Genomic DNA, 23,525 nt, shown 5'->3' with positions numbered 1-23,525 from the left:
TCCGCATCGGGGAAACGCGAGGTTGTGGACGATGAACGCGCGCCGCTCCCCGAACGGCTCCCGCTGAGCGCGATAGGCCGTCGGTCGTGGCAGTTCGTCGGCCTCGCCTTGGCCGTCGGCCTGGTGGTGTGGCTCCTGGCGCAGTTGATCGTCGTCGTTGCCGCCATCGCCTTCGCACTCTTCTTGGCGGCCACGTTCAGCCCACCGATGGAGTGGCTCGCTGCTCGCGGCTGGCCCCGTACCGCCGCCGCGCTGACGGTCACGGTCAGCTGGCTGGTGGCGCTGATGGCCCTGTTCTCGCTGGTCGGGTGGCGCTTTGCGGAGACGCTCCCGGAGCTGATCGATCAGGTGTCGGCCGCGCTCGAGCGTCTGCGCGAGCAGTACCCGCAGCTGCCGGTGGACGTCTCGCGCACGTCCGAGTTGCTGTCCAGCGCGCAGGAGTGGGCGTCCAGCCGAGCCTCGGGGGGTCTTCGTGCGGTCGGAGAGTTCCTCTCGGGTGCCGCACTCGCGATCGTCCTCTCCTTCTTCCTGCTCCGCGACGGGCGGGACATGTGGCAGTGGACGCTGGCACTGCTCGGCGACCGGTCCGACCGGGTCGACGCGGTCGCGGGAGCCGCCTGGAACACCGTCTCCCAGTACGTCCAGGGCCTGTGCATCGTGGCCCTGGCCGACGCGGCGCTGAGCGCCATCGGACTCTTCGCACTGGGGGTGCCGATGGCCGCAGCCCTCGTCGTGTTGACGTTCCTGGCCGCGTTCGTCCCGGTGGTCGGAGCCTTCGTCGTGGGTGGCCTCGCGGTGGCCCTGGCCTTCGCTGGCGGCGGCACCACCACGGCGGTGATCGTGCTCATCCTGTACGTGGCCATCCAACAGGTGGACGGCAACCTGCTGCAGCCCTTCGTCATGGGCAACCGCCTGCCGCTGCACCCGGCGGTCGTGCTGGTCGTGCTGACGGTCGGCGGACTGAAGGCCGGCATCGTCGGTGCCCTGTTCGCGGTACCCCTCGCGGCGGCGCTGTCCGCAGCGGCGCATGCCATGCTCGTGACCGAGCCGGCCCGGTAGCCGGGTCCGCAGCGCTGGGTGTCCCTGGCTCGGCGCTCGGTCGGCACCCAGACCCAGGTGAGGCTGTCATCCGGCCGGATCCCCGCAATGTAGAATTGATGGCGATTTTAGGCCTCCGCGCAAAGCGATTGCGTGATGAGTGGTCTAATGCCGCCCACTTCAAACTTTGCAGCCGCGTTCAACGTAGGCCCGCGCAGTTCGAGTTGCTACCCGCTCGTGGGTCGATGGTCACCACCGGCCAGTGACTACATGCTCCGATTAGGCCGACAATCCCGGTTCAGAAGCTGACCGACACACCATCAGAAGGCACCTCTTGGCAAACTTGCAAGATCGATTAACCCTTCTCGCCGCAATGGATGAATATGGGCGAGTTGTTGAAGCAGAACCACTTCTCCCAACTAGACTCCATGACAGCCCGATCAACGATGAGGCTGGGCATGTTCTAGTGCAAGCTTGGGCCCGTGGCATTGATCTCTCGGCCCCTATTCTTTGCATTGCTGCCGATTTTGCCCGCCGACATCCGCACAGGGCTCGACTAGCCCTGAAGATGCACGGCCGTTCGCCCTTCTCCGTTGCCCTCCTCGAACTCTCGTTAGCGCTTGGTCGATCGCTCTTGAAGGAAGCCCAAGAACTGGAGTCCCGAGGCCTCAGCGACCGGTCGATCCATCTCTTTTCTGAAGCTGCCTCCGAGTTTGATTTCGCGATTGCGAGTGAGCGACTTCCGCTCCACTCTCGGAAGGATGCCCTGGGTCGTTACGCCGTCTCTATCGCAAACACAGTCAGGTGGGGCAAGTCGGACCTCAGTCGACTCAAGATGGCCTGTTCTAGGCTAAAGACCTCTATTGACTTGGGCAACGACACTATCCAAGCACACCGGTACTTAGCCGAACTCTTGACCGAACTCGCCTTTCAAACGCGTGACATCAACCTAACCGAAGAAGCGCTTAGCATCGCTGACCGCCATCATCTAACCCTTATTTCCGTCACCTGTCGCCTCCATCTTCTTGCTCACTCGGGGGAGGACGAGTCATTTCTTAGGGACTCAGTTGAGGCCGAGTGCCAGACCCATCTGCAAGAGTTCGCCCCAGCCAACGCCTGGGAATACCTTCAGAAGTCACTGCTCCTTGCTGTGATCACGTCGCCAAAGCAAGATAGGCGTTGCTTCTCGTGGGCGTTACTGCGACTTCCCTTTGGTCTCTTGGACCAGCTTTCCCTTCTACCAGACGCGAAACTGCAAACAATCGTCGGAGTGCTCCTACCACCACTCAGGAGAATGCAACGCGAACTAAGGGCGAGTCACAGACAAGTCAACGTTCCAGCTGCGATGGTGATCTGGTCTCTCTTGCGAGAGCAGCTTGACCGACCAGCCTTGGCTTCGCCAGACCTTCACAAGAGCTGCGCTGCCGTCTCCGATGAGTTGGCAAGACTGACTGCCAGCCGCCATAACCAGTGGCGATACGTAGAGACTCTTGCGTCTCAAGCCATCTTTAGTCGACAAGTGTCCCAACTAAACGCAGCTGCTGGCAAGACACTTCAACTAAGGAGAGAACATCCGAGCTGGCCTCTTCCCGCTTTGACTGCAGCCCGCCTAGCTCAAGCCTTCGAGTCCGACGACAGCGATCGCTTATGGAAGGAATTTATTGAACTAGAGCGTCGAACGAACCAGTACCGCAGAGAAGACCTAGGAGGGAGAAGCAGGGTCTTTGCCATTGGTGATGTTCGTGGAGACGCGTCCAGGCTCATCGTCGTGAAGCCGTTGCCCTCCATCGAGGGCGGCTCCCGGGAGGCTCGAAACCATACCCACCTATCTGCATACCTCGAAGAGCACGGACTCACGCAGGATTTTGCAACGCCTACGAGCATAGCGGTCGTCACAGGAGACGACTCATCCATCCACATCATAGAGCGGCGAAAGGGGGTGCCGCTCAGTTCCCTTTCAAGGGAAGACGCCGCGGCAAGTCTTCTTCAGACTGCGCGCCTATTGGGGCACTACCACAGGTCATATGACGATCTGGTCGAGGGACAGGGTTGGCGGACTGCGAAGGAGGCCATCAAGCTCAGCGGGAGAACACTGTTTGGGAGGGGCGATCAACTCGACACGTTCATGGCCCGGTTCCGAGAAGGTCTGCCACAAGGTTTGCCGGGTGTACGCAAAAGGGACGCGCACCTTAGCAATTGGCTGCTGGAGTCCACTGGACGAATCGTTGCTGTAGACCTAGAAGGCACGAGCACCGTCCCATTCGGGTGGGATATTGCGCAACTGCTGGACGACTTTCAAGTGCACGGGTTCAAGAGTAGCGACATCCACTGCCGCAGGCAGGTTGTCAATGAGTACAAGCACACCTCCCAGCTGGGGGTCGAGGAGTCTACAGCTTGGTCTGCCTATCAGTGGTTTGCACTCTCGCGAGCGATGTGGCTAGTTACCTCGGGGCGAACGAGTAAGGAGCGTCACACATACGGTAGGAGGCTTGCTAACTGGATCTCCATCTCTGGAGAATCCGAAGGTCTCCGCCGCGCTGCTTCTGAAGTGTCCAGTGCACTCTCCGCGTCTGGCCTCGTGGCAGCACCTCTCACACGATCGCAAAAGACCTTAAGTAAGGCTATATCAAAGGTTCTTCGCCACGATGCCCCTCGAATCGGGGGGTCCCCATCGACTCAAGGATTTGTGAAGACGACTTGGCTTGCTGAGGTGCTTGACGTTGACATGTCTGAGATCATTGACATCGTTCAGCATCCCGACGAGCCACGGTTCGAAATGGCCGGTATGTGTGTGCGTGCTCTCTATGGGCACAGTTTTAGGGTGCACCTCGGAGTCTCACCGATGGGTGACCAACCAGACCAATTATTTCACGGAACCGCTTGGGGCTCCCTTGATGCCATTGTTGATGAGGGCATCATCTCTGTAGGGCGAAACAGTGTCTACCTTACGAGCAAGGAGGGGGAGGCCTTTGCGGTCGCATCTAGGCACGGAGCGCCAGTGTTGCTCCAGATCACCGGAGATGCCATCACACGCGCCCGAGGCGTCGCGGACGCGGTCTGGAGCATCGATTCTGTTGGGCGAAGGGAATTCCAGATCCTTCGCTGGGACGAACTCGAACCACTTAGCTAGCTCTGTTTGAGGGCTGCGAACCTTTGGCGCGGGATGACCGTGGTTACTCTGACTCGATCCGGCTGGTCTAGCGTGAAAGCACCAGTGGCTCAGCGCTTGGTCGGCACCCAGACGAGTGTGACGTTGGTCACCTGGACGTCGGTCTTCTCCAGGCCGACCTCGACCTCCGTGATGGCGTCGGCCGCCTCCATCCAGCGGTGGTCGATGTCGAGCAGCTCGGCGGCCAACTCGTCCTCCAACTCGCGGAGGTCGTCCATCTTCTCCACGACCTCCCCCTCTGCGGTCTCCAGACGCTGCTTCGTGCGTGAGGTCTGACCCCGCCCTCGTGCGGCGCGGCGGACGTCGGCCGCTACACCTCGGGCCGACTTCCGGCCGCCCAGGAAGCTGCCCAGGATGGAGGTCCCGATGTTGATCAGCTCACTCGACGTGCGGGAGGACACGTCAGCCTCCAACTGCGTGACCTTGTCCTGGGCCCGATCGATGGCGTCACGCAGGCGGTCGGCCTTGGTCTCCATCTTGGCGCGGAGCTTCTCGGCCTCCTCGTCCTCCCGCTTCTCCGACTCGGCGTCACACCGCGCCTCGAAGGCCTCCCGGTCCTCCCCCGGCCGTGACCACAGCTTGAGCTCGGCGTTGGTGAGCACCGTCATCGTCCGGGTCCGGTACAGCTCGTCACGGACGGTGCGCTCGACGGTGTTCCACCACGTCTTGGTGTTGATCTTCGCGCCGGGGATGACGTAGACGGCGTTTGCCGGACCGGATGGCCGCAGGTCCCGGTCGTCGTAGTCGACGGCCTCCATGCCGGAGGTGTCCGTCGGCTCGGTGGTGACGGGCAGAACGGCCTCGAACTCCTCGGTGTGGTCCAGGTCGGCCTTGGTCTCATCGAACGTCATGCGGACGCGGACGGCGACGTAGGGCACCAGTCGCGTTCCCCCGGCGACGGCGCCGACCGACGAGGCCCACCCGGCCGCCGGATCCAGGAAGCGCTGGATCACCTCGTCGGGCACGGTCGGCACCACGGTGCTCTCGTCATCTCCCAGCGCCTGCTCGGCCACGGGCGGCGCGGCTGGGATGGCCTGGGCGGTCTCCGCCCCGGCTGCCGCTGCCACCGCACTCGTCGCGCCCGCGGCGTCGGCTGCAGGGACCCGTTTCGCCGGGGATCCCTCCTCCTCGGCGACGGCGGCCTTCTGGTCAGCCATCAGCTCCGCGATCTGCGGTCCGGTCATCGGCCCGCTGAGGTAGGAGATCGCCCACCTGGTCGCGAACACCGACGGCGCCGACCCACGGGTCGAGTGCAGCACGAACTGCCGCTTGTCGAGCCCCGAGATCTGGTCGCTGATGGCGTCGATGTCGACCGCACCCGAGGAGGCGCGCATCCCCTCGAGGAGCCGGTCCTTGTCCTGCTCGGTCTGCAGCCGCCCGATCATCCAGGTCCCGGCGTTCGAGATGGCCTTGTAGTCGATGTCCACGGGGTTCTGGGTGGACAGGACCATCCCGACCCCGAACGCTCGGGCCTGCTTGAGGATCGTCAGGATGGGCTGCTTGGACGGCGGTGCCTTGACCGGTGGGACGAAGCCGAACACCTCGTCCATGTAGATCATGGCACGCAGGCTCGAGGTACCGGCCTGCTGTCGCATCCACGTGATCACCCGGCTGAGCAGGAGGGTCACGACGAACTGGCGCTCCTCGTCCGACAGGTGCGCCAAGGACACGATGGCACACCTCGGTCCGCCCTCCGGCGTGAAGAGCATCGAGCTGATGTCGAGCGGCTGGCCCTGTGCCCACGCAGCGAAGGTCGGCGAGGCCAGCATGCCGTTCAACCGCAGTGCCAGGCCCATCCGGTCGTCGGCTGGGAAGAACGTCTCCAGGTCCATCACGCCGAGCTTGCGGATGGGTGGGGTCTGGACCTCCTGGATCAGCTGCGGCATGTCCAAGGAGCGGCCCTTGGTCCACGCATCGGTGATCAGGTTGGTGAGGAGGATGTGCTCTCGTCCCGTCAGCGGGTCGGACTCGATCCCGACGAGGGCCAGCAGGCCACTGACGGTATCGCTGATCTCGTCCTGGGCGGCGGTGGCGTCGACCCCCTCGGGCGCGTCGAGCGACCCGACCAGGTTGAGTCCCACGCCCGTCGTCGCGCCCGGCGTGTACACCGTCATCGGCACGTCGGCGTAGGTCCGAACCTGCTCGTCGGTGACCCCGGAGCCTCGCAGTCCCTCCTGCCACATGGCGGCGGTCGCGGCCGCCAACTCCTCGATGGACTGTCCGCCCTTCGTCGCCTCTCCCTCGTCGACCCAGGGCGCAAAATCCGAGGCGGCGAAGTCGGGGAAGCGCAGGCACAGGTTGGCCATGTCGCCCTTGGGGTCGATCACCAAGGCCGGTATCCCGCCCAGGAGGGCCTCCTCGATGGCGATGACGCCGAGGCCCGTCTTCCCGGACCCGGTCATCCCGACGATGACGCCGTGGGTGGTGAGGTCCTCCGACTCGATGATCGTGCGCTCATCGGCGCGTTCCCCTTCGGTGACGCCGACCCCTACGTACATGTCGCTCATTGCCGTGACCCCGGTTGCTTGACGATTGGGCGGCCGGAGCCTACCCAGCCAGGACGAGATCGACGTCGGAGACCCAGTACGCCCACAGACGGAGTCATATGACTTCCCTTGCTGAGCCGAGACGGGAGGACACTGTTTGAGCGGCGGGGACTTCGGTACGTTGCCCTCACCCGATCTCGACCAACACGAGGACACGCAATGGGATTTGCTGACAAGGCCAAGGACATGCTGGGCGACGCCAAGGAGACGGCAGAGGGCCTGGCCAAGGAGCACGGCGACAAGATCGACGGGGCCATCGACAAGGCCACCGAGTTCGTCACCGACAAGACGCCGGACAGCGTGGACGACAAGGTCCGCGCCGCCGCCGAGAAGGCCAAGGACGCGGTCGACCAGTTGGAGGGTGAGCCGGACACGCCGCACCCGCCGTCCGCCCCCAACTGACCGGCCCCGCACAGTCCGGCCCAACGCGACGCCCCTCCACCTCGGAGGGGCGTTTTGCCAGTCCCGCCACGACGGCCAGTAGCCTGCCCCCGATGGATCTCGACACCGGATACCCGCTGAAGACCCTGGACCTCAACGGTCCCGTCCGCTACGTCGACGTCGCCGGCCCCTCGGCGGACGCGCCGACCCTGGTCCTGGTGCACGGGCTGGGATCGTCCCACCTCTCGTGGCTCCCACTGATCCCCCACCTGCGGGACCGGTACCGCGTCCTCGCGATGGACCTGCCGGGGTTCGGCTTCTCCGAACCCGGAATCCGCACGGCCCGGGTGCGGGACAACGCTGATGTCACGGTCCGGTTCATCCGCTCCCTCGCGGACGCACCTGTCACCATCGCCGGCAACTCGATGGGCGGAACGGTCTCCACGCTGGTCCTGGCCCGGAACCCCGAACTCCTCGAGGGGATGATCCTGGTCGACCCCGCGCTGCCCGCCACGGTCAACCGGGACACCATCCGCGAGGCCGACCCGAAGCTCACCCTCTTCTTCGCGCTGTACAACATCCCGCGCGTCGGCGAGCGGTTCATGCGGTGGCGTCGTGAGAAGTGGACCCCGCGGCAGGCCGTGCAGATCCTCATGGAGGGCGTGTGCGCCGACCCGGATGCCGTCGACCCCGACCTCTTCGACCTCTTCGTTCGCAGCGCGGAGGCCCGACGGGACCTGCCTTGGTCGGACGCGGCCTTCCTGCAGGCGGAGCGGTCGATGATGCGGACCCTCACCAAGCACAAGGCCTCGTACCTGGCCACCCTGCAGACCGCCTCGGTGCCCGTGCTGTTGGTCCACGGCGACCAGGACAAGCTGGTCAACGTCGAGTCGGCCCGTCGCCTCGCCAGCACGAGCCCTGGGATGACCTATCACGAGCTGGCCGGCATCGGGCACGTCCCGCAGATCGAGTGCCCCGAGCGGCTGGCCGAGATCATCGCGTCGTGGCGGGGCTCGGTGGCTGCTCGGTCGGAGGTGGGTGGACTTCCCGCCGCTCAGGCGCGGGAAGTCCACCCACCCGGCCAGGCAGCCGCCGAGCCGTCCCCTCCGTCGAACGTTCCCACCGCCTGACCAGTGCAGGGTCGGACCGCCGCACACAGCTCGGCCACGGCTGACGCTGGTGCGGCCATCCTCGCCCAGGGTGGCTCTGCCGCCGACGCGGCCGTTGCGATGACGCTGGCGGCGTCGGTCGCCGAACCGATGGTCGTGTCCCTGCTCTCGGGGATGCACGCCATCCACGGCAGGTCCGACGGCACGGTCATGGCCGTCGACGGGTTCGTGGACGTCCCCCGAACCACGGAGGGTGGACGGACCTTCCAGACCGAGCTGGTCTTCGGGACCGAGGCCATCCCCTACACGGTGGGTGGGGCGACGTTCGGCGTGCCCGGACTGGTGGCGGGGTGTGGCCTGCTCCACGAGCGGGATGGGCGCATGCCCTGGTCGCGGCTGGTCGAGCCCGCCCTGGAGCTAGCCCGGACGGGTGTGGAGCTGACCGCCGAGGACGACTCCCTGCTCCAGCTGGTCGAGCCGGTCATGACGCTGAACACCGGCCGGTCGGTCTTCTGTCACGAGGACGGGTCACTGAAGCAGTGCGGCGACACCATCCGCCTGCCGGACATCGGCCCCCTGCTCGAGGTGCTGGCACAGGACGGGCCCTCCTCCGTCTACACCGGCGAGATCGCCGCCGCGCTGGCCGAGTTCTGCGCGGAGCAGGGTTCGCTGGTGACCGCAGCGGACCTCCGCGCCTGCCAGGCCATCCCCCATCGACCCCCGCAGGTCTCGCTCTTCGGACACCAGGCGCACACCCGCGTCGGCCTCTCCCCACTGCTCGACTACCTGGACAACCTGGCCGGCCACCCGCAGGCCAAGGTCGACGTCGTCACGCTGGCACAGGTCCAACGGCCGCACGTGACCAAGGTGACGGGCACCACCTCGTTCGCCGCCGCCGACGCGGACGGCAACGTGTGCGCCGTCACCGCGAGCCTCGGCCTCGGCACCAGCGACTGGTTCCACGGCTGCCAGCTCAACTCGATGCTCGGCGAGCGGGACCTCCTTGCCGGGCCCCTCCGCCCACGGACCCGGATGGGCAGCATGATGGCCCCGACGGTCGTCCAGTCGCCAGGCGGGAAGCTCACCGCGGTCGGCTCCGCGGGCGGGAGCCGCATCCCGAGCGCCATGGTGCGTGTCATCGACGGCATCGTTCGCCAGGGTCTGGCACCGCTGCCGGCCGTGGAGCTTCCGCGTCTGCACCGGGCCGGCGGCGTCATCCACATCGAGCCGACCATGCCCGAGGAAGACGAGGCCCGTCTGGCCGCGGCCGGCTTCCGGCCCAACCGCTGGTCGACCAGGCACCACTTCTTCGGTGGTGTGAGCGCTGCCGGCCACGACGGAGCCGCCGGGGACTCACGCCGCGGCGGGACCCAGCGGGACTGCTGAGGGTCACGGGTGGGTACGGCTCGCCCGTGAGCTCCAGCAGTCCGAACAACGACGGCGGCGTCGGCCTCCTCCGACTTCGCGGGGCCAGCGCGCGCTTCAGGGAGAGCCTGTTCTTCCTCCCGGCGATCTTCGTGGTCAGCGCCGTGGCGTTGGCCGTGGTCATGACCCAGCTCGACCAGCTGCTGGTGGACACCGCGCTGCCGGCCTACTTCTCCACCACGGTCGACAACTCCCGCTCGATCCTGTCCACCATCGCCGGCGGCACGATCGGCGCCGCCTCGATCGTGTTCTCGCTGACGCTCGTGGCGGTGCAGTTGGCCGCGTCCCAGTTCTCACCTCGCGTGGTACGGGGGTTCCTCGGCGACCGGTTCCAGCAGATCGTGATCGGGATCGTCGTCGGCACCTTCACCTACTCGCTGCTGGTGCTGCGGGTCGTCCAAGACCCCTCAGACGCCACCGACGTGCAGGCGTATCTGCCCCGCTTGTCGGTGCTGCTCGCCGTGGTGCTCGCCGTCGCCTCCCTGCTGGCGGTCCTCGGGTCGATCGATCACACGGCCAAGGCGTTGCGGGTCGGGTCGCTGCTCGACAAGGTCGCAGCCGAGACGGTGCGCGCCATCAGATCGCGTTTCGAGCGACTCGACGAGGACGGCGAGCGCGCCCTGGTCGTGGATGCCCCCGTCGGCATCACGTCGCAGGCTCGCTCCGCCGATGACATCCCCAACGTCGCGCACGAACTGCGCGCGGATCGGGTCGGGTGGGTGACCCAGATCTCGATCGACGGCCTCGTCCAGGCGCTGCCGCGTGGCGCGGTCGTCCGACTCGTGACCCCGGTCGGACACTACGTGACCCCCCATGCGCTCCTGGCCTACGTCTGGTCCGACGATGAGCTCGACTGGCCCGATCTGCGACCGAAGCTGCAGGATGTCATCGAAGTCCGGGCCACCCGCACCCTGCAACAGGACGTCCCGTTCGGCCTCCTGCAGTTGACCGACATCGCCGTCCGGGCCCTGTCCCCAGGGGTGAACGACCCGAATACGGCCATCGAGTCCGTGGCCCGCACCGGCGGGGTCCTCGGCGTGCTGCTGCAGCACGACATCGGCGAACGTGTGCTCACGCAGGACCGGCGTCGCGTCGAACGCGGCTGGCACCTGTCGACATCCCAGTACGTCGAAGCCGCGATCGAGCCCATCCGGCGCTACGGCGCGTCTGACCCGGTGGTGCTCCGAGCGATCATCAGGACGCTTCGGCAGGCTTTGGCCAGCGCAGAGGCAGGCTGTGAGATGGCGATCGACGCCAGCGGCATCGACGACCAACTCGACCGGATCCGGGCCAACCTGGACGGTCTTCCAGACGCGGGATCGCGGGCGGTGGTGGAGGACGAGTTGGACGCCCACGACACCTGACCGACGGCGCGGTGACGTCCGTGTCGTACGATTGCCGGTGTGGCGGACGGAGCACCTGAGGGCGCGACCCCCGAGGTCGAGTGGCTGAACGACGCCGAACAGCAGGCCTGGCGGGCCCTGGTCACCGGCATCTCGATCATCTCTCGCCAGCTCAACTCTGACCTGCTCGCAGCCCATGACCTGTCCGTCGACGACTACGGGATCCTCGCGATGCTGTCGGAGGCGACTGACGACCGGCTTCGGTTCGGCGAGCTCGCCAACATCCTCCGCGTCCCCAAGGCCCACGTGACCTACCGCTTCCGGCGCCTCGAGAAGCAAGGCCTGGTGACGCGTGAGGTGTGCGAGACCGATGCGCGAGGGGCGTTCGCCGTCTTGACCCCCGCGGGCCGGGCCCGGATCGAGACGGCCGCACCCAGCCACGTCGCCAGCGTCCGGCGCCTGGTGATCGACAACCTCACAGCCGCGCAGTTGGCTGGGCTGGAGGATGCGATGCGGGCGATCGTCGATGCCGACTCGGCCGAGGCTCCCGACCGGTTCTAGCGCACCTGATGTCGCCTCTGGTCCATCGTGGCCACAGGCCTAGTCACTTGTGACCATTTCGGAATCCGGTACTCAAGAAGACGACTCTCCGTGACGTTGACAAACTAAACGTCACAGAGCAGCCCGCGGGCCCAGTTCCAGCAGGAGGTGGTCCCCGCTCTGCATCGTTGGGGCGATCGCAGTTGGCGCCCCAAAGAGCCGGGCCCCGACTCCAGTTGGAGTCGGGGCCCGGTCATGTGTGCGATCGGCTAGCTGTCGCCACCGGTGATGGTGAGACGGCCCTCGCCGCCGGCCGGGTAGTCGGCAGCGGAGATCGTGCCCTCGAGACCGCCGTCGGCCGCAGGGGCCTGAAGGTAGCCGGCGAGGGATTGCTGGTAGGACTGGCCGACGATGGTGAACTCGTCGTCTGCCAGGTTGAACGGGTAGGCGTCCCCATTGCGGAGGCTGAAGTCAGCCGTCGTGAGGGAGAACGTGAAGGTGTCATCGACGACGACGCCGTCGGTGACCACCTCGGTTCCGTCGATCGTCAGGGTCCGGACCCGCTCACCGGGCGTGGTGATCGTGACCTGACCGGTGTCGTCGACCTCGACCACCTGAGCCGTGGCGTCCAGGTCGATCTCGACCTCGACGTTGTCCGACACGTGGATGAAGGCACCGGAGGCGAACTCCACCGCCGAGTAGCCCTGCTCCAACACGTCCTTGAAGTCGGCCACGGTGAAGTCTTCCACCACACCGATGAAGTTGGAGAACGGCAGGATGTCGAAGGTGTCCAGTTCGGTGATGTCTCCGGCCTCGATCACCGAGTTGTTCCGGATGCCACCCCCGTTCTGGAAGCCGACGAACGTCGCCGTCTCATCAAGGCCGAAGTCGGCCGCCTGGGCCTCCGCGGTGAAGGCGTGGGCGTCGGCGACGAGGTTCCCGAGGTTCGTCTCATCGTCACGGATGGCTGGACGGGAGCCGTCCAGACCGACCTCGGAGGTGGCGATGACGTTGGAGTCGAGGTCGGCCACGAACTCCTCCACGGGCTCCTCCACCTCGGTGACGACGAACGGGTCACGTTCGACACCGCCCGGCAGCGACTCGTCGGCGATGCGGAGCATCCGAGAGGTCGAGTCCTCGAACGGCGTGTCTGGCAGGAGGTTGCCGTCGGCGTCGAAGTACAGGGTCAGGCGACCCAGGTACTTGTAGTCACCGGCCGTCGTCACGGCAGGGACGGTGTCGCCGTCGGCATCGGTCAGCAGCAGCGGGTAGGCGTCGAAGACATCACCCAGGTCGCCCGGGACCAGCGGGTCGGCCGGCTCGGACAGGACCTCGTCTCCACCACCGGCGACCACGACGTCGAGCCCGGACAGCTGGCCGACCAGGTCGGCGTCGGCGTTGACGCCCTGGAGGTGGGAGATGAGGACGACGTGATCGACGCCGGAGTCGGTGGCCGAGTCGATCTCGGTCTGCACGATGTCGACGATCTCCTGCTCCACGACGATGTCCCCGGGTGAGGAGATCGAGCGCAGGGTCGGCGTCGTCAGACCGATGATGGCGACGTCCGTGCCACCGGCATCGACGACCACACTCGGGGCGATCCGGTCGTCGTCAGCAAGCGCCTGCAGTGACGGCACGGCCGACACGTCGAGGTTGGCCGACAGGAACGGCACGGCCGGGTCGAAGTCACCGACGAAGCGGGCCAGGAAGTCCGGACCGAAGTCGGTGTCGTGGTTGCCGATCGCCAACGCGTCGTAGCCGACCTCGGAGAGGCCGATGGTGTCCAGGACCCGGTCGGTCCCGTTCAGCGGGTCGGACGCGGTCAGCTCGGGACCGGCCAGGAAGTTGTCACCCGAGGTGACCGTGACCGGCGCACAGCCGGCGTTGGTCGCGGCATCCTGCTGCTCGCCGGCCAGGGTGACCAGTCGGGAGAGGGCACCGAAGTTGTTGTCGGGCCCGGTTCCGAGCAGCTGGGACTCGCCGTCGTTGTGGTGCAACAGCGTCAGGCAGGTGTCAGCCGTGACGGGGGCGGGGTTCTTGGCCGCCAGGATGGCCGTGGCGACGTCATCGCTGATCGCGTCGGTGTTGCCGACCAAGGTGTAGGACTCGTTGATGTCGAGCGCCGAGCCAAGCAAGTCGATCGTCGACGGCGAGTTGGCCGGGTCCACGGAGTCGACCATCACCATCGGCATGTTGGTCTGCCCACCGATGGCACCGGCTGCCAGACCCTCGACGAAGCTGTTGCCGGGGATGATCAGCTGGTGGGCCGGGTCCATCAGGGCTTCGCTGACGGAGTAGGCGTACGTCGCTGCGGAGGTCTCGAAGCGGTTCAGTCCGGCCAGGCGCGGCAGGGGGTCTTCCGCGTCAGGACCGGCCAGCGTGTCGGAGACCGTGTCGGTCACGGCCTCGGTCCCACCGATGACCCAGGCGGTCGGAGCGGTTTCCGGGTCGACGTTGTAGCTGTCCCACAGCGCCTGGCTCTCCGGCGGCACGTACTCGGCATTCACCGGGATGATGACCTGACCGGTTGCGGCCGCCGCTGCGGCGATGTTGATGGCGTCCGGCCATCCGCGCGTGTCGTCGGCGTTCTCACCCTCGACGAAGAACACGGTGTCCGGGGTCGCGCCGCCCGTGAGATCGGCGGCGATGAGGGCGGCGGTCTCGAAGCGGTTGGATCCGCCGACTCGGGTGGTCGCCAGCCCCTCGCTGGTCAACTCCTGCTCGACCGCAGCACTGACCGCGTCCACGCCACCGAGGATGATCACGTTGGAGGCGCCGAGTGCCTGAATGGCATCGAGGACCCCGTCGGAGAGGGCGTCGGAGTCGGTGAAGAGCATCGGGGCATCGTTGGCGGCTGCCAGTGGGGCACCGGTCAGCGCGTCGGCGTAGTCATCCACTCGCGAGAGCACCACCGTGTCGACCGGGGTGTCGCTGCCGGTGTCGTAGGACGCCAGCGCGAGTGCGATTGCGGTGCCGACGGCGTCATCTCCCGCGACGCGCGTGTCGGTACCGGTGTCCTGCAGGAGTGCTGCTTGTGCGCCGCTCTCGGCGTCGGCTGGACTGGCCAGTGGGACTGCGGCCAGGAGGGCGGCGACGAGTGCCAGCAGGGCAACCATCACCACCGGGCGTGTTCGTTCTGTCATGTGGAGTTGATCCTGTTATCGAGGGTGAGCGCCCTTGGGCGCGTCGTGCGCGGCACACCGTAGGCAGCCCAGCCGCGCCAACACAAGCGTTCGGGTGAACCGGGGGTGAAGAAGTCCCGACATGACGGTGCCGAGCGGATTCACCGCTCGGCACCGTGCGTCAGATCACAACTGCGCTCAGCTGCCATCGGTTAGTTGCGGAAGGTGGGCCCTCCGGCGATCGTCATGCCCGCTGGCGGCTCGACGATCGCGACCGAGCCGTCGCGCGTGTCGAGGATCCGGATGTCGCCGGTGGTCCGCCACGCGATGAAGGTGCCGGAGGCGTCGCCCGAGATCCGCCCACCCGACGCGTTGCCCGCGTCCTCCACAACGATCTCAGAGCTCCCGTCGGACGGATCGACGATGGCAACCGCAACACCGTCGGCGGTGTCGACCAGCACGGCCACCGTGTTGTCGGCCAACCAGACTGGGGCAGAGTTGACGTCGAGATCCGCGGCCTCGACCGTTGGCCCGTCGGGATGGGCTGCCGTGCGCAGCAGACCCTCGCCACCGATCTCGTCAACGATCGCCAGGTCCCCGGAGTAGTCGCTGGCCCAGGCTGCGCCCGTGATGGCTGCGCCGGCGCGAGCCTGCAACTGCGGGACGACGTTGATGTCGCTGGTGATCAGTTGACCGCCGCTGATCGCCAACTCCGTCGGAGAACCCTCCAGCGTGGCGTCCGGGTGGAGACGCACCGCTTGGAACGAGGCGAAGCGCTCCGCGTTGTATCCGCCGCTGCTGAACTGGCCGAACTGCGACACCCGCTGGGTGTAGCGCTCTCCGTTGGCGGACAGGGTCGCGACGTTCGTCTCAGCGTCGCGGTTGGTGCCAGCGTCGAGTGACACGACGTTGCCGAGGGTGTCCTCACGCCAGGGAAGGACGTACTGCCGCAACTCGAGGGTCTCCTGCCACAGGGCGTAGGTGCCGTCTCCGGGTTCTCGGACCGCCAGGTACTCACCGTCGTCTCCGAAGTCGATCTGGTCGCAGTTCGGGCTCTCACAGTCCCAGGCCAGCCCCAGCACCTCGCCGTCGAAGGCGGCGGCGTAGATCGCCGAGTTCTCGTCATCGGCGACCGTGTACGCGAGCGCACCGACCGGGACCGGGACCGCGATGGACGGTGGCAACCCGACGCGCAGACGTGCGGCCTCACAGACCTCGAGCGAAACACCGCAGGTGAACGCCTCCGGTCCCTCCTCCAGCCACTCCGACGTGGCGGGCGGCACGGAGTCGACGTTGCCCAGCACGATCGGTGAGTCGAGGATCGCTGACCGGGCAGCGGCGGCGAAGCCAGCCGCCCACGCGAACTCGCCGAAGCCTTCGACCACGATCACCTCGTCGAGGTCGGCACTGCTCTCTGCTCCGCGTTCGGCGGCGATGGCCACCGCAGTTGCGGCTCGGTCGGGACCGGCGACTCGTTGCACGGTGATGTTCAGTGTCTCGAGTTGCGTCACGACGTCGTCGGACACCGCCGCGGTCCCACCGAGCACGATGACCGTGGTGACGGAGGATGACGCCAGGTAGTCCCGGGTCGAGCCGGTCAAGACCTCGGTCTGGGTCAACAGGGTCGGCCAGCCGGACGCGGCGCTCCAGCCGCCAGCCGCCAAGGTGTCGGCGAAGCCGGACGTCGGGTTGCCCTCCGCCGCGGTGGATCGCGCGAGCAGAGCCGTCGTCGCGTCCGGGCTCGTTTCCTGGGCGACCGCGATGGCCGTCTCGATGCGGCTGGCGCCTTCCAGTCGGCTGACCGTCAGGCCCAACTCGGTGAGTTGGTCGGCGACGTCCTCTGCGATGGCGTCGACGCCCCCGAGGATGACGGCCCGGCTGGCACCGAGTCGCTCGATCTCATCCGTGATGATCACGTTGATCGCCCCCGTGGGCGCCACCAGGAGCAGGGGGCTGCCGGACTGCGCGACACCCGAGGCGAGCGAGTCGGCGAACAGGTCGTTCCGACCGATCAGGACGGTCTCGACGCTGCCGTCCTCGAAGGTGGCGGCGGAGAGGGCAAGGCTGACCTCGGTGCTGCTGAACTGAGTGTCTGCGGTACCGACGAAGGCGACATCGTCGCCGAATGGGCCCTCGTCGGGTTGGCCCCCCGCCGGGGCCGCCACGAGGGAAACGAGCAGGACAAGAACAACGAAACTGCGAAGAACTCTCATGTGACTGACCGTAGGGTGGCGGGGGGTGACAGCCAATGGGCAATCGTTGCGCTGTTAGCGAGCCGTTAGCGGGACCGCGATGAGTCGCGCCCCGTACCATGCGTGAGGTGGACACCCCATCCGGAGCCGTCACCAAGCTCCCGCCGTGGATCATGGGTCATCGGGGCGCGAAGGACGTCCGGCCCGAGAACTCTCTGGAGGGCTTCGAGTGGGCGATCCAGAACGGGGTGCGCTCGGTCGAGTTCGACGTGCGCCTGACGGCCGACGGGCACCTGGTGTGCGTCCACGACGAGACGCTGAAGGCCTACGGCGGACCCGACACCCCCGTGGCCGGGATGACCGCCGAGCAGGTGACGGCTGTGCCGCTGGACGCCGGTGTCCGGGTGCCGCTCCTGACCGACGTGCTCGACCTCGCCGCCGGACGCCTCGACCTCAACATCGAGATCAAAAACGGGGCGGGTGAGCGGACCTACGACCCGAGCCAGCAGGCTGCCCGTGTGGTGGCGGGGCTGCTGGACCAGCGAGCGGCCGGCGGGGCCGCCGACCAGGTCGTGGCCGTGTCCTCGTTCGACCACGACGCGGTGTCGGTGTTCGCCGAGACGTCACAGCGCCATGCCGACCACGGTGCGCTGCTCATGGCACCGGGGCAGGGCACGGATGAGATCGCGGCGATGGCGGCGGACCGCGGGATGTCGGCGGTCCACCCCCACCACACGTCGCTGCTGCGGTCCCGATCGACCCGCCACCTGACCGAGCAGGGCCTGACCGTGCGCACCTGGACGGTCAACAGTGCGTTCTTCGCGCGCCGCTTGGTCGCAGCCGGGGTCGTGGCGGTGGTCACGGACAACCCCCTGGGCCTGCTCTGAGGCCTCCCCCTACCGGAAGACGGGCACGGTCCAGTCGAGAGAACTGTTCCGGTTGGCGCTGGCAGACTGGCGCAGCATGACTCAGGACGGACGGTCGACCGGCCATCCGCTGCGGCGGCTGTGGGACCACGCGACCGACCACCGCGGGTCGATCATCTACGCCTCGGCGATGAGCGTGGCCAACAAGCTGATGGACATCGCTCCCCCGCTCCTCATCGGCGTGGCCGTCGACGTGGTCGTCCGTCGGGAGGCCTCCTTCATGGGGTCGCTCGGCATAGAGACCGCCCGCGGGCAGGTGTTCGCGCTCGCCGGCCTGACGGCCGTCGTCTGGCTGCTCGAGAGCATCTTCGAGTACCTCTTCGCCGTCAGCTGGCGGCGGCTGGCGCAGCGCATCCAGCACGACCTGCGCGTTGACGCGTTCGCACACGTGATGGATCAGGACCAAGCGCGCTTCGCGGATGCCTCGACCGGTGGGCTGATGGCCATCCTGAACGACGACATCAACCAGTTGGAACGCTTCCTGGACCGCGGGGCCAACGAGATCCTCCAGGTCGCGGTCACGGTGATCGTGATCGGTGGAGGGTTCTTCCTCGTCGCACCCTCCATCGCCTGGTGGGCGGTGGCGCCGATCCCGCTGATCCTGCTCGGGTCCTTCCGGTTCCAGCGGACGCTCGAGCCCCTGTACGCCGCGGTTCGTGACCGGGTCGGCGAGCTCAACGCGACCTTGGCCGGCGCGCTCGGGGGCGTGGCCACGATCAAGGCGTTCACGGCCGAGGACCGAGAGGTGGACCGGGTCCGTGAGGCCTCTGCGGACTACGTCGCCGTCAACGACACCGCGATCCGACCATCCTCCGCCTTCATCCCGCTCATCCGGATGGCCATCCTGTTCAGCTTCACCGCGATCCTCATTCTGGGTGGCCTGCAGACGCTGGACGGCAACCTCGAGGTCGGCGTGTACTCCACGCTGGTCTTCATCACCCAGCGGCTGCTGTGGCCGCTGACCGATCTGGGTGAGGTGTTCGACCAGTACCAGCGGGCGATGGCCTCGACCCGGCGGGTCCTGGGCCTGCTGGCCGACCGACCGACCATCGTCGACGGTGACGGGGAGCTGCCAAAGGTGGTGGAGGGGTCCGTTGAGCTGGCGGGCGTCAGCTTCGCCTACGACGACCGCAGCGAGTCCGTGCTGCGCGGCGTCGACCTCGTCGTCCCCGCCGGTGAGCTCCACGCCGTGGTCGGGGCGACCGGGGCGGGGAAGTCGACGATCATCCGGATGGTCCTGCGGCTCTACGACCCGACCGACGGGCGGGTGCTGCTGGACGGCGTGGACGTGCGCGGTGTCCCGGTTCGGTCGCTCCGTGAACACTTCGGACTGGTCAGCCAGGACGTCTTCCTCTTCCACGGCACGGTCGCGGAGAACATCCGCTACGGGGACCCGGCCGCCGCCGACGCCGACGTCCGCCGGGCCGCCGACCTGGCGGAGGCGTCGGAGTTCATCGACGCACTGCCCGACGGCCTGGATACCGTCGTGGGCGAGCGCGGCCAGAAGCTCTCGGGCGGGCAACGCCAGCGGCTGGCCATCGCTCGCGCGATCCTGCGTGACCCGACCGTCCTGCTGCTGGACGAGGCGACCTCGGCGGTCGACAACGAGACCGAGGCCGCCATCCAACGCTCGTTGACCCAGGTCGCGAAGGGGCGGACGACGATCGTCATCGCCCACCGCCTCTCGACCATCGTCTCGGCCGACCGGATCCACGTCATGGCCGACGGTCAGATCGTCGAGTCGGGGACCCACGAGGAGCTGGTGGCGATCGGCGGGCGGTACGCGGCCTTGTGGGCGGTGCAGACCGGCAGACGGGACGTGGGCTAGCTCACGGCGAGTGGACCCGATCAGGAGTGGGTGAGGGGGTGGGCGCGCACGCGAGCGGCCTGACCCGGGGTCAACGTCCGCGGCCCCTCCAGCTCGGCACCGTCGGCCCAGAACATCACGTTCTCTGCTCCACCCCCGGCGGCGCACTCCTCCGCGGAGACCTCCAGATCGGCGTTGCGGTCGGCCTCGCGCAGCGGACACTCGGGCGTGTCGCTCAGGTCGTCGAAGGTCAGACCGTCACGGGCCGTGGTGTGCTGCGCCAGACCGGCCTGGTGCAGGATCTGGTGGAGCGCCACCACCCCCTGCTCTGCGGCCACGTCACCAGCCGGGACGATGGCACAGCCGTGCGACGCGGGGCCGAGGTATGACGTGCCCGGGATGGCGGAGGGAGCCCCGGCCTCCGCGTCGGTGAGTCCGGTCAGGGACTCCACCAGGACCACCAGAGCCGTCCCGGGTGCTGGATCGATCGTCTCCGACGCCGCCGTGCAGGCCGCCCGCAGCTGAGCCGGGTCGCCGACGTCGAGCGTGGCGAACGGTGCCCCCGCGTCTCCTGCTGGAACAAGATCCAGGCGGCCGATTCCCAGACGGTGTGGGCTGAGCACCTCGCTCATGCTGATCCGCCAGCCGTTCTGGAGCGCCTCGATGTCCGGGATCTCCTCGATGGCCACCGTCCCCCACACGGCGATGTCCATCACCTGTGGCTCCTCGAAGCTGCCTGATGTGATCGCGACCTGACTGACGCGTCCGCCGGATGCTCCGGTGACGTCGACCTCCCACCTCCCGATCGGGAGGGACTGCCCCTCCTCACCGGTCACGAACAGTCCGACTGCCCCGGAGTCGGACAGGAGCGAGGGATGCAGCGTGTCCACCAGCACGAGGTCACCGTCCGGGTCGGCCAGATACAGGGTCTCACCATCGGGGGCGCGGACGCGGATGATCGACACCTGGCCAGCGGCGCGTGACGAGGCGACGGCAAGCGTCCAGGAGAGGTCACCCTGCTCCGTCGTGAACTGCACCCTCTCGCCGTCGTCGAACGTGACCGTCCGGACCTCCGACGGCGGCGATGGGGTCGCCGTGGGGGTGGGTGTCGGGGCGGGAGTCGGCGTTGCGAGGGGGGCGGGGGTCCCCAGGACGACGCCCTCGACCGCTGGAGATGGTGCCGCAACCGCCGTCGCCAGCTCGTCGATCGTGCCGGTGCCGGTGTCGGCGGTGGGCTGGGCTGGGGCCAGGGCCCAGTCAGGGATCTCCGACCCCGAGGAGCAGGCGCCGACCAGGAGGAGGAAGAGGGCCAGCGCGGTTGTTGACCGCATGGGATCAAACCCTACAAATTGGCAACGCCCCCCGCCGTTGACGGGGGGCGTTGGGGTTATGGCTCCAGTTTGCCTCATCCAACTACGGACGTAGGAATCAGGTGCGGGATCAGCTGAGCGCAGCGGTCGCGAACGTCACGTGGAAAGGCTGGCAATAAATGACTACTCCTAGGGGCTGATCGAGGTCGAAATCGGCCGGAATCGTGTAGTTCTGGTCACCGATGTTGCCCTTGAGCTGTCCCAGATCGACCGCACCGCTCTCGAGACTAGGCACTCCGTTTGCATCAAGAGGGGCCAAATAGACGTGCAGGTCAGGCCCGTTGGTGACCTCGAAGTCCTCGAATCGGAGGACGTGGCTGCCATCACCGAGGTCGTAGATGGTGGCATCGCCCTGGCCTTGGTGTGCTGCGTCGGCGCCGGCGAAGGCGCCCTGCACGGTGGCGACCGGGTCACCCGCCGGCATGGCCTCGACCTCTTCGACGTCTGATCCTGCCGCGGCCTCCATCTCGGCCTCCACCTCCTCCTGCGTCATGTCGTCCGGGACATCGGCCTGGGCGGACAGCGGGAAGGCCTCATCGACCTCGTTGTCGATGAACAGCGGGCTGATCAGCCAGTAGGCGATGGCGAGGGCGAGGAGGCCACCGATGGCGATCACGGTCTTGGATGTGGTGCTCATGCGTGGGGTGAACCGGGCGCTCGGTCGGTTCCATCCCGCCTGCCGCTAGCCTGTCGGTCCCGTAAGGAGTTCGTCACATGAAGCAGATCAAGCAACTCATCGCGACGTTCAACGTCGTCCGAGCCAACGACCCGAAGATGGTCCCGATCATGGTCGGGGGCGTCCTCGCGGCTCTGCTCGTGTTCCTCCTCCTGGGGCTCTTCGTCGGACCGCTGTGGTTGTGGCTGCCCCTGGGGATCCTGGTGGCGGTCTTGGTGGCCGCGATCGTGCTCGGCCGACGGGCGCAGAGCTATCAGCTGGCGTCGATCGAGGGTCAGCCGGGGGCGGCGGCCGCCGTGCTGCAGTCGATGCGCGGAGCGTGGGAGGTCACCCCGGCCATCTCGGTCAACCGACGGCAGGACATGATCCACCTGGCGGTGGGCCCACCCGGTGTGGTGCTCGTGGGTGAGGGGGACTCGCCGGCACGGTTGAAGCAGATGATGGCGAAGGAGCGGCGACGCATCGAGCGGGCCGCCGGAGACACGACGGTCACGCCGGTGCTGGTCGGCCACGGCAACGATCAGGTCGAGTTGCAGCGTCTGACGGTCCACCTCACCAAGCTGAAGCGGGAGATCAAGTCGAAGGAGGTCGGCCCACTCCACCGCAAGTTGGAGGCGCTGAAGAGCACCGACCTTCCGATGCCGAAGGGCCCGCAGATGCGGCGGGCGCCGAAGAAGTACCGCTAGCCCGCCCACGGCGTGATCAGCGGCGCGTCCCGACCTCAGCCAGGTGCGCGTGCCAGAACCGGTCAAGGGAGAACCCCTCCGGCACCACGAACGGACGGCTGGTCAGCCGCGTTGCCCGCAGACTCCGCAAGCTGGTGACGGCCACAGCAGGGGCCTGGATGGACTGATGGACGAGGAGCCACTCCCCGGCCTTCAGCACCAACCCGAGCGGCTGCACCCGGACCGCCGGCTGGCCCGCCGCCAGTGTCAACTCGATCTCTCGTCGGCGGGTGATCGCGAGAGCGACCCGGCGGAGCTCCCCGTGCGGGATCTGATGCCCCTCCCACGGGTCCGGATCGTGCAGGAACCACCCGCCGAGCCGGTCAGCCTCAGCACGCATCACGGTCGGCAGTGCGGCCACCAGCTTGGCTCGGACCGTCTGCGCTGCGGCGGCAAGCCCCAGCCGGTGCGCGACCCGCGGCTGTCCCACCAGGAACAGCGTCCGGACGTCGTCGGTCGTCAATCCGGTCAGGTCCGTCTGGAACCCATCCAGCAGTGCGATCCCACCCGCCGGCCCCTGGACGGTGTAGATCGGGATGCCCGCCTCGCTGAGCACCTCGACGTCGCGCAGGATGGTGCGCTCGGAGACCTCCAGCTCCTCGGCCAGGCGACCCGCCGTCGTCTGCCCCTGCCGCTGCAGGTAGAGCAGCATGTCCAGAGCCCGTGCCGCGCGCATCCCACACAATCCTGCCGACCATGACAGTAGATGTCAGGTATCGGCTGCCACGGTGGTCACATGACACGAGACGACATCGAGGGCATCGGCACCGTCGACGACCCCTGGCAGTTGACCACCCCACCCGGCAGGAGCGGCTTCGAGGCCTGGCGCGAACCCGAGGGAGATCCAGCCGCGCTCGTCGTGCAGGTCGGCAAGACGCAGCTGCGCTACCACCTGTCCTGCATCGAGGACCTGCACGCCATGCTGGTCGAGGACGGCGACTGGGTCCCACTGGGCAACGCCGACGAGCAGAAGACCGCGGCCGAGGGAACCGTGGAGGCCTGGGGCCGTTCCTCGGACAACCCGGTCGGGGGTTGGTACGGCCTGAAGAAGGGCTTGCGTGGGCGGTTCGCCAACTACGTCCCGCCCGTGCTCGAAGCGCTTGGCCTGGCCGAGGTCGAGCACAACGCTCGGAACAACCGCATGCGAGCGCTGTAG

General features: G+C 67.3%; 17 protein-coding genes. 11 read left to right on the top strand and 6 right to left on the bottom strand.

The window, feature by feature from the left end; all coding sequences use genetic code 11:
- The first annotated feature begins 24 nt into the window (after positions 1 to 24).
- Together C1746_RS04920 and C1746_RS04915 are read left to right on the top strand one after the other, a co-directional pair.
- A complete protein-coding gene (locus C1746_RS04920; RefSeq protein ID WP_162867403.1) occupies positions 25 to 1,059 on the top strand; it encodes an AI-2E family transporter in 1,035 nt (344 codons plus the stop codon).
- A 547-nt stretch (positions 1,060 to 1,606) separates the two neighbouring features.
- Positions 1,607 to 4,168 carry an RNA 2'-phosphotransferase gene (locus tag C1746_RS04915; protein WP_162867402.1) on the top strand — a complete coding sequence of 854 codons (2,562 nt, stop codon included), beginning with the start codon at positions 1,607 to 1,609 and terminating at the stop codon, positions 4,166 to 4,168.
- An 89-nt stretch (positions 4,169 to 4,257) separates the two neighbouring features.
- On the opposite strand, the gene C1746_RS04910 is transcribed toward C1746_RS04915, so the two are convergent.
- Positions 4,258 to 6,714 (bottom strand): ATP-binding protein, encoded by a 2,457-nt coding sequence (locus C1746_RS04910; RefSeq protein ID WP_116713553.1) that lies wholly within the window; start codon positions 6,712 to 6,714, stop codon positions 4,258 to 4,260.
- Between the two features lie 198 nt (positions 6,715 to 6,912).
- Between C1746_RS04910 and C1746_RS04905 the strand changes: the two genes are divergently transcribed.
- From C1746_RS04905 to C1746_RS04885, 5 genes are all read left to right on the top strand, one after another.
- Positions 6,913 to 7,155, top strand: coding sequence for an antitoxin (locus C1746_RS04905; protein WP_116713552.1), 243 nt, complete (start codon positions 6,913 to 6,915; stop codon positions 7,153 to 7,155).
- Positions 7,156 to 7,247: 92 nt separating this feature from the next.
- Positions 7,248 to 8,264 (top strand): alpha/beta fold hydrolase, encoded by a 1,017-nt coding sequence (locus tag C1746_RS04900; RefSeq protein ID WP_116713551.1) that lies wholly within the window; start codon positions 7,248 to 7,250, stop codon positions 8,262 to 8,264.
- Between the two features lie 3 nt (positions 8,265 to 8,267).
- Positions 8,268 to 9,629, top strand: coding sequence for a gamma-glutamyltransferase (locus C1746_RS04895; RefSeq protein ID WP_116713550.1), 1,362 nt, complete (start codon positions 8,268 to 8,270; stop codon positions 9,627 to 9,629).
- Positions 9,630 to 9,655: 26 nt separating this feature from the next.
- Positions 9,656 to 11,032, top strand: a complete 1,377-nt coding sequence (locus C1746_RS04890) for a DUF2254 domain-containing protein (RefSeq protein WP_162867401.1) — start codon at positions 9,656 to 9,658, stop codon at positions 11,030 to 11,032.
- A gap of 39 nt (positions 11,033 to 11,071) precedes the next feature.
- Complete coding sequence (locus C1746_RS04885; RefSeq protein ID WP_116713548.1) at positions 11,072 to 11,572, top strand: MarR family winged helix-turn-helix transcriptional regulator; 501 nt, start codon at positions 11,072 to 11,074, stop codon at positions 11,570 to 11,572.
- 248 nt (positions 11,573 to 11,820) lie between these two features.
- On the opposite strand, the gene C1746_RS04880 is transcribed toward C1746_RS04885, so the two are convergent.
- A complete protein-coding gene (locus C1746_RS04880) occupies positions 11,821 to 14,694 on the bottom strand; it encodes a cell wall-binding repeat-containing protein (RefSeq protein WP_116713547.1) in 2,874 nt (957 codons plus the stop codon).
- Between the two features lie 191 nt (positions 14,695 to 14,885).
- A complete protein-coding gene (locus tag C1746_RS04875; RefSeq protein WP_116713546.1) occupies positions 14,886 to 16,886 on the bottom strand; it encodes a cell wall-binding repeat-containing protein in 2,001 nt (666 codons plus the stop codon).
- A 107-nt stretch (positions 16,887 to 16,993) separates the two neighbouring features.
- On the opposite strand from C1746_RS04875, the gene C1746_RS04870 reads away from it, so the two are divergent.
- Together C1746_RS04870 and C1746_RS04865 are read left to right on the top strand one after the other, a co-directional pair.
- A complete protein-coding gene (locus C1746_RS04870) occupies positions 16,994 to 17,752 on the top strand; it encodes a glycerophosphodiester phosphodiesterase (RefSeq protein WP_162867400.1) in 759 nt (252 codons plus the stop codon).
- Between the two features lie 76 nt (positions 17,753 to 17,828).
- A complete protein-coding gene (locus tag C1746_RS04865; RefSeq protein ID WP_116713544.1) occupies positions 17,829 to 19,619 on the top strand; it encodes an ABC transporter ATP-binding protein in 1,791 nt (596 codons plus the stop codon).
- Between the two features lie 20 nt (positions 19,620 to 19,639).
- Here the strand turns inward: C1746_RS04865 and C1746_RS04860 are convergent, their stop codons facing one another.
- Complete coding sequence (locus C1746_RS04860) at positions 19,640 to 20,929, bottom strand: hypothetical protein (RefSeq protein WP_162867399.1); 1,290 nt, start codon at positions 20,927 to 20,929, stop codon at positions 19,640 to 19,642.
- A 109-nt stretch (positions 20,930 to 21,038) separates the two neighbouring features.
- On the bottom strand, positions 21,039 to 21,605 hold the full coding sequence (locus C1746_RS04850) for a DM13 domain-containing protein (protein WP_116713541.1): 567 nt from the start codon (positions 21,603 to 21,605) through the stop codon (positions 21,039 to 21,041).
- 77 nt (positions 21,606 to 21,682) lie between these two features.
- Between C1746_RS04850 and C1746_RS04845 the strand changes: the two genes are divergently transcribed.
- Positions 21,683 to 22,330, top strand: coding sequence for a DUF4191 domain-containing protein (locus C1746_RS04845; RefSeq protein WP_116713540.1), 648 nt, complete (start codon positions 21,683 to 21,685; stop codon positions 22,328 to 22,330).
- A 16-nt stretch (positions 22,331 to 22,346) separates the two neighbouring features.
- Here C1746_RS04845 and C1746_RS04840 read toward each other — a convergent pair whose 3' ends face one another.
- Positions 22,347 to 23,045, bottom strand: coding sequence for a helix-turn-helix transcriptional regulator (locus C1746_RS04840; protein WP_116713539.1), 699 nt, complete (start codon positions 23,043 to 23,045; stop codon positions 22,347 to 22,349).
- A 60-nt stretch (positions 23,046 to 23,105) separates the two neighbouring features.
- On the opposite strand from C1746_RS04840, the gene C1746_RS04835 reads away from it, so the two are divergent.
- Positions 23,106 to 23,525, top strand: coding sequence for a DUF6855 family protein (locus C1746_RS04835; RefSeq protein ID WP_116713538.1), 420 nt, complete (start codon positions 23,106 to 23,108; stop codon positions 23,523 to 23,525).

The sequence above is a fragment of the Euzebya tangerina genome, from assembly GCF_003074135.1.
In the GTDB taxonomy this organism is placed as follows: Bacteria; Actinomycetota; Nitriliruptoria; order Euzebyales; family Euzebyaceae; genus Euzebya; species Euzebya tangerina.
Note: the sequence above shows the minus strand (reverse complement) of the source record. Positions and strands in the feature narration are given on the sequence as shown.